This is a genomic window from Burkholderia paludis, assembly GCF_000732615.1.
GTDB classification, from domain to species: Bacteria; Pseudomonadota; Gammaproteobacteria; order Burkholderiales; family Burkholderiaceae; genus Burkholderia; species Burkholderia paludis.
The window spans coordinates 38982-57660 of record NZ_JPGL01000026.1 but is presented as its reverse complement, the minus strand read 5'-3'; the positions used below and the strand labels follow the sequence as shown (position 1 = coordinate 57660).

The 18679-nt window shown below is 66.3% G+C and carries 19 protein-coding genes; 12 read left to right on the top strand and 7 right to left on the bottom strand.

All coding sequences use genetic code 11. The annotated features are described in order from the left end of the window. Positions 1 to 108 precede the first annotated feature (108 nt). Positions 109 to 696 (top strand): TetR/AcrR family transcriptional regulator, encoded by a 588-nt coding sequence (locus GQ56_RS0117610; protein ID WP_031399911.1) that lies wholly within the window; start codon positions 109 to 111, stop codon positions 694 to 696. Positions 697 to 772: 76 nt separating this feature from the next. On the opposite strand, the gene GQ56_RS0117605 is transcribed toward GQ56_RS0117610, so the two are convergent. Further along, positions 773 to 1204, bottom strand: coding sequence for a YciI family protein (locus GQ56_RS0117605; RefSeq protein ID WP_031399910.1), 432 nt, complete (start codon positions 1202 to 1204; stop codon positions 773 to 775). Positions 1205 to 1409: 205 nt separating this feature from the next. On the opposite strand from GQ56_RS0117605, the gene GQ56_RS0117600 reads away from it, so the two are divergent. Then, the gene (locus tag GQ56_RS0117600; protein ID WP_031399909.1) at positions 1410 to 1640 is read left to right on the top strand and encodes a hypothetical protein; all 231 of its coding nucleotides are present in this window, start codon (positions 1410 to 1412) and stop codon (positions 1638 to 1640) included. A gap of 41 nt (positions 1641 to 1681) precedes the next feature. Here GQ56_RS0117600 and GQ56_RS0117595 read toward each other — a convergent pair whose 3' ends face one another. The 4 genes from GQ56_RS0117595 to GQ56_RS0117580 form a co-directional block, all read right to left on the bottom strand. After that, complete coding sequence (locus tag GQ56_RS0117595) at positions 1682 to 2380, bottom strand: oxygen-binding di-iron domain-containing protein (protein WP_031399908.1); 699 nt, start codon at positions 2378 to 2380, stop codon at positions 1682 to 1684. Positions 2381 to 2572: 192 nt separating this feature from the next. Further along, positions 2573 to 3991, bottom strand: a complete 1419-nt coding sequence (locus tag GQ56_RS0117590; protein WP_031399907.1) for an MFS transporter — start codon at positions 3989 to 3991, stop codon at positions 2573 to 2575. Between the two features lie 150 nt (positions 3992 to 4141). Then, complete coding sequence (locus GQ56_RS0117585) at positions 4142 to 4903, bottom strand: ABC transporter permease (protein WP_021160316.1); 762 nt, start codon at positions 4901 to 4903, stop codon at positions 4142 to 4144. 3 nt (positions 4904 to 4906) lie between these two features. Next, the gene (locus GQ56_RS0117580) at positions 4907 to 5854 is read right to left on the bottom strand and encodes an ABC transporter ATP-binding protein (protein ID WP_031399906.1); all 948 of its coding nucleotides are present in this window, start codon (positions 5852 to 5854) and stop codon (positions 4907 to 4909) included. A gap of 434 nt (positions 5855 to 6288) precedes the next feature. On the opposite strand from GQ56_RS0117580, the gene GQ56_RS0117575 reads away from it, so the two are divergent. The 10 genes from GQ56_RS0117575 to GQ56_RS0117525 all read left to right on the top strand — a co-directional run bounded on the left by GQ56_RS0117575 (position 6289) and on the right by GQ56_RS0117525 (position 16324). Further along, positions 6289 to 6585: a cupin domain-containing protein gene (locus GQ56_RS0117575; RefSeq protein ID WP_031399905.1), complete on the top strand. Its 297-nt coding sequence runs from the start codon at positions 6289 to 6291 to the stop codon at positions 6583 to 6585. 617 nt (positions 6586 to 7202) lie between these two features. Beyond that, positions 7203 to 8816 carry a DUF2957 domain-containing protein gene (locus tag GQ56_RS0117570; protein WP_031399904.1) on the top strand — a complete coding sequence of 538 codons (1614 nt, stop codon included), beginning with the start codon at positions 7203 to 7205 and terminating at the stop codon, positions 8814 to 8816. A 71-nt stretch (positions 8817 to 8887) separates the two neighbouring features. Beyond that, positions 8888 to 10141 carry a DUF2957 domain-containing protein gene (locus GQ56_RS0117565; RefSeq protein WP_031399903.1) on the top strand — a complete coding sequence of 418 codons (1254 nt, stop codon included), beginning with the start codon at positions 8888 to 8890 and terminating at the stop codon, positions 10139 to 10141. Positions 10142 to 10215: 74 nt separating this feature from the next. Beyond that, a complete protein-coding gene (locus GQ56_RS0117560; RefSeq protein ID WP_031399902.1) occupies positions 10216 to 11040 on the top strand; it encodes an OmpW/AlkL family protein in 825 nt (274 codons plus the stop codon). A 121-nt stretch (positions 11041 to 11161) separates the two neighbouring features. After that, positions 11162 to 11665 carry a hypothetical protein gene (locus GQ56_RS0117555; RefSeq protein WP_031399901.1) on the top strand — a complete coding sequence of 168 codons (504 nt, stop codon included), beginning with the start codon at positions 11162 to 11164 and terminating at the stop codon, positions 11663 to 11665. Positions 11666 to 11846: 181 nt separating this feature from the next. Then, positions 11847 to 12350 (top strand): hypothetical protein, encoded by a 504-nt coding sequence (locus GQ56_RS45570; RefSeq protein ID WP_031399900.1) that lies wholly within the window; start codon positions 11847 to 11849, stop codon positions 12348 to 12350. Between the two features lie 233 nt (positions 12351 to 12583). Further along, positions 12584 to 13705: a hypothetical protein gene (locus GQ56_RS0117545; RefSeq protein WP_031399899.1), complete on the top strand. Its 1122-nt coding sequence runs from the start codon at positions 12584 to 12586 to the stop codon at positions 13703 to 13705. Between the two features lie 387 nt (positions 13706 to 14092). After that, a complete protein-coding gene (locus tag GQ56_RS0117535) occupies positions 14093 to 15235 on the top strand; it encodes an MGDG synthase family glycosyltransferase (protein WP_031399898.1) in 1143 nt (380 codons plus the stop codon). Next, a complete protein-coding gene (locus GQ56_RS0117530; RefSeq protein ID WP_031399897.1) occupies positions 15232 to 15726 on the top strand; it encodes a hypothetical protein in 495 nt (164 codons plus the stop codon). Before GQ56_RS0117535 ends, GQ56_RS0117530 begins: the two co-directional genes overlap by 4 nt. A 13-nt stretch (positions 15727 to 15739) precedes the next feature. Further along, positions 15740 to 16324: a dual specificity protein phosphatase family protein gene (locus tag GQ56_RS0117525; protein WP_031399896.1), complete on the top strand. Its 585-nt coding sequence runs from the start codon at positions 15740 to 15742 to the stop codon at positions 16322 to 16324. A 329-nt stretch (positions 16325 to 16653) separates the two neighbouring features. On the opposite strand, the gene GQ56_RS43140 is transcribed toward GQ56_RS0117525, so the two are convergent. Next, a complete protein-coding gene (locus GQ56_RS43140; protein ID WP_081894922.1) occupies positions 16654 to 16902 on the bottom strand; it encodes a hypothetical protein in 249 nt (82 codons plus the stop codon). A 57-nt stretch (positions 16903 to 16959) separates the two neighbouring features. Then, the gene (gene betA, locus GQ56_RS0117520; RefSeq protein WP_031399895.1) at positions 16960 to 18660 is read right to left on the bottom strand and encodes a choline dehydrogenase; all 1701 of its coding nucleotides are present in this window, start codon (positions 18658 to 18660) and stop codon (positions 16960 to 16962) included. Positions 18661 to 18679: the final 19 nt, after the last annotated feature.

The window sequence follows — 18679 nt, the reverse complement described above, 5'->3', positions numbered from 1 at the left end:
GTAGGTAGGGTGGTGTTCAAGGAGAAATCGCGGCTGGAAAAGAGTTTCTCGGGCCGGTAAACTATCGCTGTTCTTCATCCGACTAGATGGTAGGCAAACGTGACGACAATGGGCGACAGTACCGCCGGCCGCATTCTCGAGGCGGGACGGCAACTGATCATGCGGCGCGGCTACAGCGGCTTCAGCTATGCCGACATCGCCGACGCGATCGACATCCGGAAGGCGAGCATTCATCACCACTTCCCGACGAAGGCGGACCTGGCGGTCGCGGTGCTGCAACAGTCGCAGGCGGGATTCGACGCCGACATGGCGCTGCTCGACGCGAGCGGCGCCGACGCGCTGGTGCAGATGCGCGCATACATCGGCTACTGGGAGCGCTGCATCGCGGACGACAGCGCGCCGTTCTGCGTTGCCGGCATGCTCGGCGCGGAGTTGCCGGCGCTGCCCGACGAGGTCGCGCGGGCGGTGAGGGCGCATTTCGACGCGCTCGCCGCATGGCTGGTGCGCGTGCTCGACGCGGGGATCAAGGACGGCATCGTGCGGCCGGGCGTGTCTGTGCAGACCGAGGCCGCGACGTTCGTGTCGCTGGTGTACGGCGCGATGCTTGCCGCGCGGGCTTACGGCAATGCCGCGCTGTTCAGGGACGTGACCGGCGGCGCGGTCGAGCGGATCGCGGCGCCGCGCGGCGGCGCGTGAGCCGCGGGGGCGCGGCGCGGCAACCCGGGCGTGCGGCGCAAGCGTCCGCCCGCCCGCCGGCCTGACGCCGCACGGCTTACGTGCGCTTCCCGGCCTCGGCTTGCGCGCCCAGCCGCGCTTTCAGCGCCTGCAGTTCGTCCGTGAATGCCGGGCTGAAGTCCTCGGCTTCCAACAGCGGGCGGATCTCGATGTCGGAGTCGCCGGGCATCGGGTTCGGGCAGCGCCTGACCCATTCCACGGCCTCTTCCATCGATTTCACCTGCCATAGCCAGAAGCCGGCGACGAGTTCCTTCGTCTCGGCGAACGGGCCGTCGACGACGGTGCGGCCGTTGCCGGCGAAGTGCACGCGCTTGCCGAGCCGGCTCGGGTGCAACCCGTCGGCGGCGAGCAGGATGCCGGCGTGCGCCAGTTCCTCGTTGAACCGGCTCATCGCGGCGATCTTGTCGGGGTCGGGCATCCGGCCGGACTCGGAATCGGCGGTGGCCTTGACGATTACCAGGACGCGCATGGTCGTATCTCCTTGAACGGAAGGGGGCGCCGCGGGCCGCGCCGCGGCGAAACGTACGGCTACGACGACACGACGGTCGAGGGTGGCGCGAATCGACATCGGCCGGCGAATGACGTTCGACGGCGGGCGCGGCGGCCGGCCTCGCTGCGGAACGGGCGGTCAAAACTGGTATGCTGGTCCTCACCACGTTCACGCGGAGGGTGCCATGGCTGCCAAGGAAGTCTCGAAGAAGAAATACCTGAAAATCCTGAACAAGCGCTTGCGTGCCGAGCCGACGGCGCCGGCCGGCGCGTCGTTCGTGTTTTTCCCGCTGGGTGCGAAGGCCAAGCACGCGACGGGCGTCGTGTCCGGCGACACGCTCAGCAAGCGCGAACTGGCGGTGATGGCCGCCGTTCAGCGCAAGGCCGCCGAAGAGTTCGTCGTCGCCGGCGCCTGACCGGGCCCGGCTGCACCGCCGTCGAGGGCCGCCCGCGCGGCTCAGGCGGCGGCTTCGCAATGCGCGATCGCGCCGGCCAGCACGCGCGGGATGTCGTGCGTGATGGCCGGGCCGTGCATCGGCAGGATCAGGTCGAGATCGAGCGCCTGGATCCGGCGCAGCGCGCTCGCCATATGGGCGAGCGACGGCAGGTAGTCCGAGCGCCGGATCGAATCGAGGATGGCCGGCAGCGGGTCGTCCGCCGGGTCGTCGCCGAAGCGCATCAGGATGTCCGACGACAGCAGCGTCCGGTACGCCGGCAGGTACACGACCAGCGCGTCCCACTGATGCACGTGCTTGGTGAAGATCGGCACGATGTCGACGCCGCCGATCGTCGTCGGCTCGCCGTCCTTCAGCGGCTTCGCGCGCACGCCGAAGATGTCGGCCAGCCCGTGCGTGCAGATCGGATGCGCATACGCGACGAGCGCCGGATTGGCCGCGAGGAAATCGGGCAGCGCGCCCATTTCATCGACCTCGAAATGCGGCACGATCACGCTGCTCACCATCGACGGCGAGAGGCCGACGGTCGCGAGGCTCGCGCTCAGTTGCGGAAAATTGGAACGCGTGCCGGTTTCGATGCAGACGACGTCGCCGTTCGGCGAGCGGACGAAGAACTGGCTGAAGCCGAGCTTCAGCTTGTCGATGTAGGTCGTGGCGCGAAACAGGCCGCTGCGGATTTCTTCGATACGGGCGTGGTCCATCGATGCGGTCCTTGCGCGGGCAGTGGGGAAAGGCACCGCCGTCGCGCGATCGCCGCGGCGCACCGGGGGTGCGCGTCGCGGTGCCTCCGCGCAGTCTAGCAGCGCCGGTCCGGGCGCGAATCCTGTCAGTTCCCGCAGCAGCCGGGCAGCGCACGCCGTCCCGGCCGCACTGCCCCGCGCCCGACGCGGCGCTCAGGACATTTTGTCCGCGGCCGCGTACCGGCCGCCGCCGCCCGTCTCGTCACCCGCCGCGAGCTGTTCCAGTGCGAGGCCCTTGGTCTCGATCCCGAGCGTCCACACGGCGAGCGCGGCCGCGACGAACGACAGCGCGCCGAGCGTGAACACGCCGCCCTGGCCGAACACGGGCAGCACGACGCCGACCGCGTAAGGCCCGATCAGCGAGCCGACCCGCCCGATCGCCGACGCGAAGCCCGAGCCCGTCGCGCGCGCGCCGGTGCCGTACAGCTCGGGCGTGTACGTGTACAGCGCGGCCCACATCCCGAACAGGAAGAACTGCATCGCGAGGCCGGTGCCGATCAGCAGCGCCATGCTGCCGCCGTACAGCGCGCTCTGGCCGTACGCGTACGCCATCGCGCCGCCGCCGATCAGCGACGCGATGCAGGTCGGCTTGCGGCCCCAGCGTTCGACGAGCCATGCCGCGCACAGGAAGCCCGGCACGCCGCCGAGCGAGATCAGCACCGTGTAGAACACCGACTTCGTCACTTCGAAGCCGGCCTGCTGCAGCAGCGCGCCGAGCCACGACGTGAGGCCGTAGAAGCCGAGCAGCGCGAAGAACCACAGCAGCCAGACCATCACCGTGCGGCGGCGGTACGCGCCGCTCCAGATTTCACGCAGCGCGCCGCGGCCGCGCGCGGCGGCCGGCTCGGCGAGCCGCGACGGCGGCGGCAGCGTCGTGACGCCGGCCGAGCGCATCACCTTCGCCTCGATCACGTGCATGACGGTGTCGGCTTCCGCGTGCCGGCCCGCATGCTCGAGCCAGCGCGGCGATTCCGGCACGATGCGGCGCACGACCAGGACGAACACGGCGGGAATCGCGAGCAGCGCGAACACCGTGCGCCAGCCGAACTGCGGCAGCACGAAATACGCGACGATGCCGGCGGTGATGAAGCCGAGCGGCCAGAAGCCGTCCATCAGCGCGATCAGGCGGCCGCGCTTCTCGGTCGGCACGAATTCGGACAGCAACGTCTGCGCGACGGGGAATTCCATCCCCATCCCGATGCCGAGCAGCACGCGGTAGACGATCAGCGCGTCGACGCTCTGCGCGGTCGAGCACAGGTAGGAGGCCGCGCCCCACAGCACCATGCTCCACTGGAACACCGGCCGGCGGCCGAAGCGGTCGGCGAGCAGGCCGGCCACGGCCGCGCCGAGCACCATCCCGAAGAAGCTCGCGCTCGCGACGAGGCCGGCGGCCGCGGTCGACAGCCCGAACTCCTTGCGGATCGAGCCGAGCACGAAGGTCATCGTGCCGAGGTCGACCGAATCGAAGAAGAACGCGATCGCGATGATGAAGAAGATCCGCTTGTGATAGCCGGAGAACGGCAGGCGTTCGAGCCGGGCGGCGGCGGAGGCGGGAGCGGTGGCGGCGGGCATGGCGTCCTCTGAAATGAAAAGGGGCCTCGCAGCGCATGCTCCAAGGCCCCGATGCTTCGGTATTCAGTAGACGCGACCACAAACTGCCGCATCAGAGGAAAAGCGCCGCCTGCTTGCGCAAATGCGCCATGGGCGGCGGCGCGCGCCGCCTCAATTCTTCAGCTTGTAGCCGGTGCGGAACATCCACGCGACGATCGCCAGCAGGATCACGAGGAACAACCCGGTCGCGGCGAGGCTGATCCACACGTGCACGTCGGCGAGCCCGTAGAACGACCAGCGGAAGCCGCTGACCAGGTACACGATCGGGTTGAACAGCGTGATGACGCGCCATGCGGGCGGCAGCATGTCGACCGAGTAGAAGCTGCCGCCGAGGAACGTGAGCGGCGTGATGATCAGCAGCGGCACGAGCTGCAGCTTCTCGAAGCTGTCGGCCCAGATGCCGATCACGAAGCCGAACAGGCTGAACGTGACCGCCGTCAGCACGAGGAACAGCACCATCCAGAACGGATGCAGGATGTGCAGCGGCACGAACAGGCCGGCCGTGGCGAGGATGATCACGCCGAGCAGGATCGACTTCGACGCGGCCGCGCCCACATACGCGATCACGATCTCCCAGTACGACACCGGCGCGGACAGGATCTCGTAGATCGTGCCCGTGAAGCGCGGGAAGTAGATGCCGAACGACGCGTTCGAGATGCTCTGCGACAGCAGCGACAGCATCACGAGCCCCGGCACGATGAACGAGCCGTAGCCGATGCCGTTCACGTCGCTGATGCGCGAGCCGATCGCGGAGCCGAAGACGACGAAGTACAGCGACGTCGAGATCACCGGCGCGATGATGCTCTGCATCAGCGTGCGGCGCGTGCGGGCCATTTCTGCGCGGTAGATCGCGCGGATTCCATGCAGGTTCATGCGTCAGGCTCCTTGCTGCACGCCGTTGCGGCGGTTGTCGATCAGGCTGACGAAGATGTCCTCGAGCGAGCTTTGCGTCGTATGCAGGTCGCGGAAGCCGATGCCGGCCGAGCCGAGCGCGTTGATCAGCTTCGCGATGCTCGCGTCGTCGCGCTGCGAGTCGTAGGTGTAGACGAGCGCGGCGCCGTCGTCCGCGCGTTCGAGGCCGAACGGCGCGAGCGCGGGCGGCATGTCCGCGAGCGGATGCTCGAGCTGCACGGTGAGCTGCTTCTTGCCGAGCTTGCGCATCAGCTCGTGCTTCTCCTCGACCAGCACGAGCTCGCCGCCGAGGATGATGCCGATCCGGTCGGCCATTTCCTCGGCTTCCTCGATGTAGTGCGTGGTCAGCAGGATCGTCACGCCGCTTTCGCGCAGCGAATCGACGAGCTTCCACATGTCGCGGCGCAGCTCGACGTCGACGCCGGCCGTCGGTTCGTCGAGGAACAGGATGCGCGGCTCGTGCGACAGCGCCTTCGCGATCATCACGCGGCGCTTCATGCCGCCCGACAGCGTCATCAGCTTGTTGTCGCGCTTGTCCCACAGCGACAGCGCCTTCAGCGTCTTCTCGATGTACGCGGGATCGGGCGCCTTGCCGAACAGGCCGCGGCTGAACGACACGGTCGCCCAGACGGTCTCGAACGCGTCGGTCGTCAGTTCCTGCGGGACGAGGCCGATCATTTCGCGGGCCGCGCGGTATTGGTCGCGGATGTCGTGGCCGCCGACCGTCACGCGGCCGCCGGTCGGCGTGACGATGCCGCAGATCGAGCCGATCAGCGTCGTCTTGCCGGCGCCGTTCGGCCCGAGCAACGCGAAGATCTCGCCGGGGCGGATGTTGAGGGTGACGTGCTTCAGCGCCTGGAAGCCGGACGCGTAAGTCTTGGAGAGGTCGGAGACGGACAGGATCGGTTGCATGCTCACGGATGGCATGGCCGGCCGGCGCGACGGCGTGTGCCGCGCGTGCCCGGCGTCGCCGCCGCTGCGAAGCGGCCGGGACCGGGGACGGCATGGCGAACGGGCGTCATGTCGAACGGCGTTGTGGTGCGGGATCGCGGGATCGCCATATTAGCAATCGGTAGATGGAAATGCATTGTTGTGGATAGGGCGCGCGTTGCCGGTGCCGGATTGGCGCGAATTGACGGGGAATCGTGCAATAGCGCGGCGTTTTATTTGTCGAGAACGAACAATTGGCGTCGTTTTCGGCGAATCGGGCCACGATCGCGTTTTCGCTCGGCGGCGGCGTGGCCGGCCGGCCCACTGTGCCGCCCGAAGGCCGTCGCGCCGTACCGGGACGGCGTGTGCCGCGCTCGCGATAATGCGTTCCTTTCATCGTTCACGGAGCGGAGTGCATGTCTTTGATCGATTTCAAATCCGTGGCGGCGGCACAGGCCGTCGCATGGAAATCCACGATCGTCGGCGAGGTCGGGCCGGCCAGGATCAAGGTGCTGCGCATGGATGCGCAGGCTTACGAAGCGGAAGTGCACGACTACAACGAGGGGCTGCTGGTGCTCGACGGCCGGATGCTGCTCGAGGTCGGGGGCGAGACGATCGTCGTCGAGGCCGGGCAGATGTACCTGGCGCTTGCCGGCACGCCTCACGCGGTGCTGCCGGGCAGCCACGGCACGCTCGCGATCGTCGACGTGTAAGGTTGCGCCGCAGCATGCGCGCGACCGGCGCAGGCCCGCCTGGCTTGGCTCGGCGCGGGTCGGGTGCCATCGTTCAAACGCGTGTTGCACCGCCCGGGTATTTGTCTGAGCAAATAAATTGAAGGCTGTTTGAAAATCTGTCAAATCCCCTGCACCCGCTAGGATTGCGCGGTTTCGGCCGTTTGGAACTCTGCATCCATTTACTTGTAGGTATCGTCCGATCATAGTCTCGACAAACGACGCATCACGATAACGAATCAAGCGTACGGATGGAGACCAATTCATGAGACGCCTATCCGCGGGGCCAGCCGGACTGCCGTTTCCCGTTTTTTCGCTGAACGCAGGCGCGATGCAGATCGCGTACCTGCGTCGTCATATCGCCGTGTAGCGGCGAACCACTTCCCGTTTCGATCGTTCTCACGGCGCCGTGCCGCATGACGGCGCCGCGGGAGAGCGCTCGTCTGCCGCCGCGGCGCGTGCCGCATTTGCCTGACCGGCATCGCGGCGGCCTTGCGCGTACTGTCATGCGCCACGCGTTCATGCGGCGGCGCGATACCAACCGGCGGGCCATGCAGCCTGTCCGGACGAGACTTGTCGTACCTGAAAAGGAGGGGTTGATGATTTGCATTCCTGAATGGCGGAAAGCGATCCTGTCGTGCGCGGTAATCGCTTTGCCGTTCGTCGCCGGTTGCGGCGGCGGCGACGATCCGGGGCCGATCAACGTGCCGCAGTGCTCGGGGAGCGCATGCGGGCCGAGCGGTTCGGAAACGACGCAGCCGGTCGTGACGAAGCTGTGTCCCGATGCGCTCGACTACACGACGACGTATACGGGCGGCGCCGGCAGCGGTGAGTACATCAAGGTGAAGTTCGACTCGACGAAGATGACCTACCAGATGCAGTTCATCGAATCGTCGGTGCCGACATCGGCAGGGCAGGTCAACAACACGCGCGCAGGCCTGACGATCAGCGGCGCGTTCCATCATCCGACCAATCTCCCGACCGCCGAGCAGAACCGCTGCGCGGCCGTGCTCGACAGCGGCGCGACGAGCGACGGTATGTATGCGGTGACGATCAACCGCGCGGATCCGCCGATGCTGTTCATCGGCAATGGCGTGGTGGGGGGCGGGATTCCGGGGGCGACGATCGGGTTCGCGGGCCTCAACCTCGGGGGCATGGCGATCGGCTATGTGCCGTCGCGCACGTTTGATTTCTATCCGTTCATCGGCTTCATCGCCACGGAAACCGACTTTTCGAAGGTGGCGGGCAATTACAACGAGGTCGGCATCCATCTGTCACCGCTTGGCGGAGCGGGGCAGAGCCCGGCCGGACCGGTCGGTTGGGAGCCGGATGTCGTCAACTGGAACCAGACGTTCAACGCGGACGGTACGTGTACGATCACGCAAGGCAGCGACTACTCGTGCCAGACGACTGGAGCCCCCTGGACGCTGCGCAAGAATGCGGACGGGTCGGCCGACAACGTGTTCGTGAGCAACGGATTGCCGAACGCGTTTGGCGTGCTCTCGTATCCGATGGCGGGGCAGGCGACGTCGCTCATCCTCCTCGCGTCGAGTCAGGCCAAAGGCATCATGATCGTTGGCAAGCTGAACGGCGTACGGATACCGGTCGTGATTCGTGTCGGCTATACGAATGTCGATGCGGCCAATCCGCTCATGTCGGTCGCCGACGCTGAAGTCGGGATCTCGATGCTGTCGTCGGCCACCGCGATTGGCGCGAATTCCCTGAAGGGCGGTTACATCGGCGCGACCAGCGCATCCGCGTGCGGCATCGTGACGTCTCCCGGCGTGACGCCCTTCAACCAGACGCCGGCGGGCCCGAGCTTCAATCCAAACGTACCGCACCCGGAACTGCCTGGTGAGTTCATCAATAACACCTTCAATTCGATAGCGGGCAGTTGCAACGACGGTACTGCTGTCTCGACGATGGCCGCGAACTACACGTCGACGCTGTTCCAGGGCAGTACCGCGGCGTTCATCGATCCGCAGACCTCGGGGGTGACCTCGCAGTTCGGGCTCGACTATACACAGGCGACGCCCGGCAAGATCAAGGTCACGGCCACGCAGGACTTCAACGCGAAGGGCGCGAGCGGCAACGTGGCGATCTTCAAGAAGGGCGATACGGGCTGGCTCGTGACGGCCGGCAACGTCTACGCGATGGTCGTCAACAACAGCCAGGTCAACCCGTTCTTCACCGTCGGCGCGTTCGTCCAGTAACCCTGCATTGAACACGTAACACCGGCGGCGCATGCGTCGCCGCCGGCGAATCGAATTTCAAGAGGATTCCTATGAATTTGAAGAAATGGATGGCCGCGGCGTCGCTCGCGCCCGTGCTGGCTGCGTGCGGCGGAGACGGCGACCCGCCGCCCGCGCCGGTGGTCCGGCTGTGCCCGCAGACGATCGACTACAACACGGTGTTCATCGGCGGGTCGGGCTCGGGCGAACTGGTGAAGGTGCAGCTCGACACGACGAAGATGACGTACCGGATGACCTATCTCGCGTCGCCGGTGCCGACCACCACCGGCACCGTTCAACCGACCCGCGACACGGCGCCCGCGAACGTGGTCGACGGCACGCTGGCCGACGAAACGGGGCTGCCGACGGTCAAGCTGAACCAGTGCACGTTCCGGATGCAGAACGCGAGCCTCGACCCGAGCCGGCCCGCGCGGCTGTTCCTCGGCGAAGGCGTGCTCGGCGGCGCGATTCCCGGCGCGACGATCCAGTTCAACGGCGTGATCGGCGTGGGCAAGATTCCGCAGACGACGTTCCCGTACTACCCGTTCATCAGCTTCTCGTCGGTGGAAACCGACCTGACGAAGATCGCCGGCAAGTACAACCAGCTCGGTTATCACCAGGTGCCGTCGCAAAGCTTCCAGCCGGTCGCACTCGACCAGCAGGTGACGATCAACGCGGATGGCAGCTACGTCGAGACCGACAACTTCGGCAAGAAGAACGGCGGGCAGCCGCTCGCGTCGAGCGCGACCGTGAACCAGCCGTTCACGCTGCGGTCCGATGCGCCGGCATTCCAGTCGCTCAACTACCTGCCGCAGATTCCGCCGACGCTCGCGGCGGTCGATCCGGCGAAGGCCGGCAAGGGGATCCTGATCGTCGGCAAGCTGCGCAACCAGCTCGTGCCGATCTTCATTCGCACCGGCGCGGCGAATGCAGACCTGACGCAGGGTTCGCCGAGCGCGGACGACGAATCGGGCATCTCGATCCTGAGCCCGCAGACGGCAATCGCGCAGGGTTCGCAGAACGGCGAGTACACGGGTGTCGACAGCGCGTTCAACTACCGGGCCACCGCACTTATCGGCGCGCAGGCCACGCTGCTCGATCCGTTCAACGCGTCGCAGGCCGCGCTCGCCCGCGCGCTGAACCTCGATTTCACGCAGAAGGTGCCGGGTGTCGTCACGACCGTGCATGCGGATGCGGCGTCGGGGCCCGCGACCGGCAAGTTCGTGTTCACCGGCGGCGTGTTCGGGTTCCTCGACATGAACGATACGAGCAATCCGTACTTCACGGTCGGCGCATTCGTGCAGTAACGCAAGCCTGGATGGAGACACGGCGGCGCCGCGCGAAAGCGCGCGGCGCCCGGACAGAATGAGAAGGAGACTTCATGAAGAAGCTGATTGTCGCGGGTGTCGTCGCAGGCGTATCGACGCTCGCATCGGCCCAGCAGGCGGGCGACAACGTCGCGACGCTGGGCTGGTTGCACATCATGCCGCAGGATTCGACCAACGGGCTCACGACGAATCTCGCCAGCATGCCGATCAACGGGCCGCTGCGCCTGCCCGGGTCGTTCACGTCGCCGGGCACGAGCCTGACCGTCAACAACGCCGATACGGTTGGCCTGACGCTCACGCACTTCTTTACCGACCACATCGCGGTGACGTCGGTGCTCGGCGTGCCGCCCGAGTTCACGCTGACCGGGCACGGCACGATCAAGCCGCCCGGCCCGGCCGGCGCGCTCGGCAGCGTCAACATGGACGATCCGGCGAACCAGCCGGCCGTGAAGAACGCACGGCAGTGGAGCCCCACGATCATTCTGCAGTACTACTTCAATTCGTCGACGGCGCGGTTCCGGCCGTTCGTCGGGATCGGCGTGGCCTACAGCTGGTTCAGCAACATCGAACTGAACGGCAACTTCGCGAGAGACATCAACCAGAACCTCGGCAGCGTGCTTGCGGCCGGCGCCGGCAAGCCGGGGCCGACTTCGGTCGAGGGCAAGGCGTCGTCGTCGTTCACGCCGGTCTACAACGTCGGCGCGAGCTACGCGATCGACAAGCACTGGGGGCTGACGGCGACGCTGACCTACATGCCGCTGAAAACCTATTCGTCGCTCGTGATCAAGGCGGCCGACGGCTCGACGCTCGCCACCACGCGCACAAAGCTGAAGGCCGATCCGCTGATCACGTTCGTCGGGATTTCCTACAAGTTCTGAGCCGTCCGGTTCGCATGATGCGCACCGGCGGCTTCCTGCGACCGTCGGGCCGGAATATTCCGGCCGGGAGGTCGCGTTCCTGGCGGCATGCCGCCATTTGTGAAGAGAGGGGGCAGTTCAAATGAGCATTCGCAAAATCGTATCGCTTGTTGCTGCAGTGGCTTTCACCGCGGTTTCGGCCGCGCCTGCTTTCGCAGTGACCGTTTCGCGGGCCGACGGCCAGCCGATGAACCCGAATGGCGAACCGTTCTCGGCGACCGGGCTGACAGCCCTTTCCAAGGGGGCGATCAGCGCGAACTGCAACGCGACGTTCAACGGCACGATCACGTCGACCGGCATCGTCAACATCACGTCGACCACGTTCTCGGGCGGCGCGACGTGCGGCCTGATCAACGGTAGCGCGAGCAGCGCATCGCCGTGGACGGGGCAGGCCGATAGCACGACGCAACTGTCGATCAACAACGTGAAGGTGAACGTCACGCTGCTCGGCACCTGCGGGCCGAGCAAGGTCGTCACGACGTGGAGCGATCCGAACTCGTCGCTGACGTTCAACAACTCCACGCTGACGCCGGACTGCACGGTGGGCGGCACGGTCGCGACGTCGCCGAAGTTCCACGTGCAGTAAGCGCCGCGGATCGAAGCGGGTACCCGCCGTGCACGAGGGCCGTGCGGTAGGTGCGGCGGGTATTTGCGGTTTCGATGGGTTCGTGCCGTCGCGTGTATGGGCGCGACGGCCGGATTCATTCGGCAGAGCGGTCGTGTTTCTCGTGGAAGGCCGCCATAAATCAAGAGAGAGGGCCGGACAGATGAAAATTCGTCAAATTGCATCGCTTGTTGCTGCAGTGATATTGACTGCGGTTTCGGCCGCACCCGCATTGGCGGTGACCGTGTCACGCGTGGACGGCCAGCCGATGAATCCGAATGGCGAGCCGTTTTCTGCAACGGGGGTCACGGCGCTCGGCAAAAAGTCGATCAACGCCAATTGCACCGTCACGTTCAACGGGACGATTACCCCGACGGGCATCGTCAATATCACGTCGGCCCAGCTCAACGGGGGCGGCTGGTGCCCACTGATCAGCGCTTCAGCGAGCGGTGTTTCGCCGTGGACAGGACAGTTGGATAGCGCGACCCAGCTTTCGATCAACAATGCGCAGGCGACCTTCATGGTGCTTGGCCCTTGCGGGCCGAGCAAGCTCGTGGCGACGTGGAATGATTCGAATTCGTCATTGACGTTCAACGATACCGACTGGGCGCCGGATTGCAGGTTGTTCGGCACGTTCATGGCGTCGCCGAAGCTTCACGTGCAATAAGTGTCGCAGAACAACGCCGGGTGCCTGCCGCGTGCGAGGGCCGTGCGGCACGCGCGGGTATTTCCGCTTTCTCGTTGCACTCGTGTCGTCGCGCGTATCGGCGCGACGGCCGGCTGACCGCCCGTGTCGCGATCCGATCCGGGCGGACAGGCAGGACTGGCGCGGCGTGCCGCGCTGTCCGATTTGGTTGAAACAACACCATTCCAATTGGCCAGAACTATCCCGGAAGACCCATGCTTACCGATCCAGCAAAGTATGGAGATGCCCGCGGCGCGACGCCTGACCGGCTGCGCACCGCCGCGTGGCTGCAGTACCTGATCGAACATCTCGACGCCGCCGCTTGCGTAGCGATGGCGGCCGACACGGGCGACACGACCGTCGCCGCGTCGCAGGCGATACGTATGCGGACAGGCGCGAACCTGTCTCGTGACGCAGCGGCCGATCTTCAAGGACTCGCGCCGTGGATTGAATCGGACGGCGGCGCCTGCGCATGCGACCTGACCGATCCGCGCGGCGCGTGCTCGCATGTGCCTTCGATGCAGCAACTCGCCGAAGCCGAACGCCGCTGCCCCGGTTCGCGTGCCGCGTTCGACACCGCGCACGGCGTGATCGAGGCATGCGCGTTCGACGACCCCGATGTCGGCTGGGCCGCACTCGAGCGGATTGCCGGCGGTGCCGAATACAGCCGGAGCGATGCCGGCGGAAGCCTCGCAGATGAGACGGGCGCGCAGGGCGACACGGCGCCTGCGAAGAACCCGGAAGACAGGCTTGCCGTCGCCGCGGCGGCGAGTGGAGCAACGTCGGCCATGCCTGGCGCCGTCATCGATGCGATCGTGCTGCGCGTGTGCGGGCCGCGCGACGATGCATCGCGCATCGACGAGATGACTGCGCTCGTGACGTTCTCGGCCGTGCTCGCTGCCGGCAACGGGACCTCCATGGCCGCGTATGGCGGTCAGCACAACCTCGTCGCGCGGGCGATCCGCACGCGTCGCGCCGATCTCGCGTCGGTGGACGGGCTGCTCGCGGCGCTATCCGTGTGCAGGCTCGATCGACTCGTCGGTGCGGGCAGCTTCTGGGCTTACTACGTGCTGGCGGGCATCGTGATCGAAGCACCGGACGTCGTGCGCGAAATCGGTCGCCGCTTTCACGGCGACGAGTGGCAGGCGTGGCTCGACCACGTGCTCGCGTGGCCGGCGGTCAGCCGCTTCGGGCCGACAGAGGACGTCGCATTCGATCACCTGCGAGGCGCAATGAGCCTGACGTCGCGATGGAATCCGATCGTACGCGGGAAGCGGATGCGGAAGCGGGGCGTCCCGACGGCCCGTTTCGGCGAACACGACGACAAGGCCGATTGACGCACCGGTCTGGCTGGAACGATATATAAGTATTCCAGACGATTAGTGTGCGCATATCCTGGTTCGTGCCGACGTGCCGGACTCCGTTCGCACACGCGAACGGGCATCGGGCGGCCGCGCGCCGAGCCATCATGCCGTCAGCGTCCACGCTGGCCGCACGCCACGCCATGCCATCCGTCCTGCCCGCGTGCGCCCCTCCGATTCGATCGCCATCGACCGAACGCAGTATGATGCCGCAGACGATGCCGGCGATCGCTTCGATGTCCCCGCCCGCCCGCACCGCCGAAGATCTGCCAAGCTTGTTGTAAGCCGGACGCAAACAGCCGCCGCGTGAGAGTGCGGCCGCGAACCTGCATCCGGACCCTCTTCATCGAAACGGTCAGTCAGATGTCAAAGCAACACAAGAAGATCCTCCTCCTGAGCGTCAGCGCCGGCGCCGGCCATACCCGGGCGGCGGAAGCGATCCGCGCGTTCGCCGACCACCATCCCGCCGGCATCGAAGCCACCCACCTGGACGTGATGGATTTCGTGTCCACCGGCTTCCGCAAGCTGTACACCGATCTCTACATCAAGCTCGTCAGCAGCCAGCCGGCGCTGTGGGGCTACCTGTACCAGAAGACCGACGAAGTCGATCCCGCCGCGCCGTCGCAGAAGATCCGGCGCGCGATCGAGCGGCTCAATTGCCGGAAGTTGCTCGCGGAGATCGAACGGCAACGCCCGGACGCGATCATCTGCACGCACTTCCTGCCGGCCGAACTGCTGTCGCGCGAGATCCGCAAGGCGCGCGTCGATACGCCGGTGTGGGTGCAGGTCACCGATTTCGACCTGCACAGCATGTGGGTCGTGCCGAACATGCGCGGCTACTTCGCGGCCAACGACGAGATCGCGTGGCGCATGCATGCCCGCGGCATGGCGCCCGAGACGGTGCACGTCAGCGGCATCCCGATCATGCCGGCGTTCGGCCAGCCGCTCGATCGCGCGGCGTGCGCGGCCGAGTTCGGCCTCGATCCCGCACGGCCGACGTTCCTGATGATGTCCGGCGGCGCGGGCCTCGGCGGGCTCGACGTGCTGGCGGCGCGGCTGCTGGCGATGGACGCCGACTTCCAGCTGATCGCGCTGGCCGGCAAGAACAAGGCGATGCTGGCGTCGTTGCAGGCATTGGCCGCGCAGCATCCGGGCCGGCTGTTTCCGCAGGGCTTCACGCAGCAGGTCGAACGCCTGATGGCCTGCGCCGACCTCGTCATCACGAAGCCGGGCGGCCTGACGACGTCCGAATGTCTCGCGATGCAGTTGCCGATGATCGTCAACTCGCCGATTCCGGGCCAGGAGGAGCGCAATGCGGATTTCCTGCTCGAACAGGGTGTCGCGCTGAAGGCGATCGACGACGATGCGCTCGTCTACCGGATCCGCGCGCTGCTGCAGGCGCCGGAGCGTCTCGCCGACATGCGCCGCCGTCTTGCGCCGCTCGGCCGGCCGCTCGCCGGCCGCTTCGTGCTCGATCGCGTGCTGGGCCTGGAGCCCGCCGCATGAGCGTCGCGCGCTTTGTGCCGACGCGCCATACGTTGTTCGTCGTCGCGTGGGTCGTGTTGCTCGCGTATTTCTTCGCGAACGTGGAGATCCAGATCGAAGGCAGCGCGGGCTGGGCGGCCAACCTGCCGACGTGGCGCATCGAGCATCACTGGCTGCTCGACCTGTTCTGGGGCGGGCGGCCGATGACCGGCTATCACGCATGGGTGTTCCCGTTCGTCGCGCTGTTCTTTCACTTGCCGGCCGTGTTCAACGGACGGTGGTCGTGGCGCATCGAAGGGCGGACCATCGCGTGCATCATGGTGTTCTGGCTGACCGAGGATTTCCTGTGGTTCGTGCTGAATCCGGCCTACGGTCTTGCCCGCTTCAATCCGGCCAACGTGCCGTGGCATATCCACTGGCTGGGTGTGGCCCCGACCGACTACTGGACGATGAGCGCCGCCGCGATCGTGCTGTTCATGCTTTCCCGCGAGCGCAAGCGCGCATTCCATTGATCCCTGAACCGACATGAGAGTCGCCTTCATTGCAGCGCTCGCCGTCACGCTTGCCGGGCTCGTGCAGCCGGTGCACGCGGACCCGGCCTCCGCGGTGTCCGCCCGGCCGATCAAATGGGCGCAGAGCGTGACCGATGCGCATGTGAACAACCTGCATCGCATCACGCCGATGCTGTACCGCAGCGCCCAGCTGTCGCGCGCGGATGTGCCGGAACTGCAGAAGCTCGGCATTCGCAAGGTCATCAGCTTCCGCTCGTTTCACGCGGACGACACCATCCTGGCCGGCACGCAGATCGAGATGCAGCGCATCCGGATCAATACATGGGACATCCGCGACGAAGACATGGTCGCGGCGCTGAAGGCGCTGCGTACGGCCGACCGGGATGGCCCGGTGCTGATCCACTGCCAGCACGGCGCCGATCGCACGGGGCTCGTGTCGGCGTTGTACCGGATCGTGTACCAGGGCTGGACGCGCGAGCAGGCGCTCGACGAACTGCAGCACGGCGGCTACGGGTTCCATCCGGTCTGGCAGAACATCACGAATTACCTGAAGCGCGTGGACGTCGAGCGGCTGCGTCAAGAGGTCAACAACGGCTGAGCCGGACCCGGGAGGACTACCTCCCGGCGTCACCGTAGCGCTCAGCGCTCGTCTGCGCGGCAGCAGCAGAATCCCGACTTTTCTGGCATGTAGCAGGTTCTTCACCTGACGAGCTGCAGCAAAGTCCAAGCAGCCAGTCGGCTCCACCACGATCTTCGACGAGGCGCAAACAAGGCCGCGTGCTCGTGCAACACGGGATCCGGCCTCCGTACTGCCCCGGATAGTTCGCGTAGCCCCGAGGCGGTCTGATCGACCGCATCTTTGACGCGAAGCTACTTAACTCCAATATATTGTGGCTAAGTGGGTATTTTTGCCGATAAGACACAGAATTAAGGAATTAAGCTCCTTGAGCCAAGGCGTTCGCCCGGTAGCGCGTACTGCACCCGCTGGTACAGCGGCAGCACTGTGGCGTGTCCTGCCAGGTGCGGAAACACGTACATGACCGGATCGGGATTGGGCAGCCGATGGAACGGGTGGTCGATCTCGTTCTGCGCAGCACGGATGCAGGCGCTGCTGTCGATCGGTGGGCCCTGAAGTGAACAGCGGTTGACGAAGGCACGTAAAAACGCCGCCGACAATCCCTGTCGGCGGCGTTTCGTCAGTACATGGATGAGTGGGCAGCACGCCCGCCGTCGTCAAACCGTTTCCGGTTGCCTCACCGCCTTCGCGACATTCCGCGCCATCGCCCCGTTCGCGACGAAATAAGGCACGTCCACGCGCGCGAGCGGCTTACGGCCGCGAATCCTGTCCGCGATCTTCTCGGCGATCATGATCGTCGGCGCATTGAGGTTGCCGGTCGTGATGATCGGCATGATCGACGCATCGACGACGCGCAGCCCTTCCAGCCCGTGCACGCGGCCTTCTTCATCGACCACGGCCATGTCGTCATAACCCATCTTGCACGAGCACGACGGATGGAACGCCGTCTCCGCGCGAGCCCGCACGAACGCGTCGAGTTCCTTGTCGCTCTTGCAGTCGGCGCCCGGGTTCAGCTCGCGGCCGCGATAGCGGTCGAGCGCGGGCTGCCGCATGATTTCGCGCGTCGCGCGGATCGCATCGCGGAACTCGCGCCAGTCGAGCGCCTCGGCCATGTAGTTGAACAGGATGCTCGGGTGATCGTTCGGATCGCGCGAGCGCAGCTTCACGCGGCCGCGGCTCGGCGAGCGCATCGAGCCCACGTGCGCCTGGAAGCCGTGCATCTCGATCGCGTTCGAGCCGTTGTAGTTGATCGCCACCGGCAGGAAGTGATACTGGATGTTCGGCCACAGGTCGTCGTCGCGCGTGCGGATGAAGCCGCCCGCCTCGAAGTGGTTGCTCGCGCCGAGGCCGGTGCCGTTCAGCATCCATTCGAGGCCGATCTTCGGCTGGTTCCACCACTTCAGCGCCGGATACAGCGAGACGGGCTCCTTGCACTCGTACTGGATGTACATCTCCAGGTGATCCTGCAGGTTCTGGCCGACGCCGGGCAGGTCGAGCACGACCGGAATGTCGAGTTCCTTCAGCCACGCGCCGGGGCCGACGCCCGAGCGCTGCAGCAGTTGCGGCGACGCGATCGCGCCGCTGCACACGAGCACCTCGCGGCGTGCATGCACGGTCGCGCGTTCGCTGCCGCGCAAGTACGTGACACCCGATGCGCGCTTGCCGTCGAACAGGATGCGATCGGCGAGCGCATGCGTGACGATCTCGAGGTTCGGTCGCACCTTCGCCTGGTCGAGATAGCCGCGCGCGGTACTGGCGCGGCGGCCCTTCGGCGTGACGGTGCGGTCCATCGGGCCGAAGCCTTCCTGCTGATAGCCGTTCAGGTCGTCGGTGCGCGGATAGCCGGCCTGCACGCCCGCGTCGACCATCGCCTCGAACAGCGGGTTCGCGCCCGGCTTGCTGGTCGTGACCGATACGGGGCCGTTGCCGCCGTGATAGTCGTTCGGGCCCACGTCGCGCGTCTCGGCTTTCTTGAAGTACGGCAGGCAGTCGAGATACGTCCAGTTCTCGAGCCCCTGGTGCGTCGACCAGTTGTCGTAATCGAGCGCGTTGCCGCGGATGTAGCACATCCCGTTGATCAGCGACGAGCCGCCGAGCCCCTTGCCGCGGCCGCACTCCATGCGGCGGTTGTCCATGTGCGGCTCGGGGTCGGTTTCGTATGCCCAGTTGTAGCGGCGGCCCTGCAGCGGATAGGCCAGCGCCGCCGGCATCTGCGTGCGGAAGTCGAAGCGGTAGTCGGGGCCGCCCGCCTCGAGCAGCAGCACCGTCACATCCGGATCTTCCGTCAGGCGCGTTGCGAGCACGTTGCCCGCGGAACCTGCGCCGCAGATGATGTAGTCGTATTCGCGTGTCGTCATGACGGTCAATCTCCTTGTC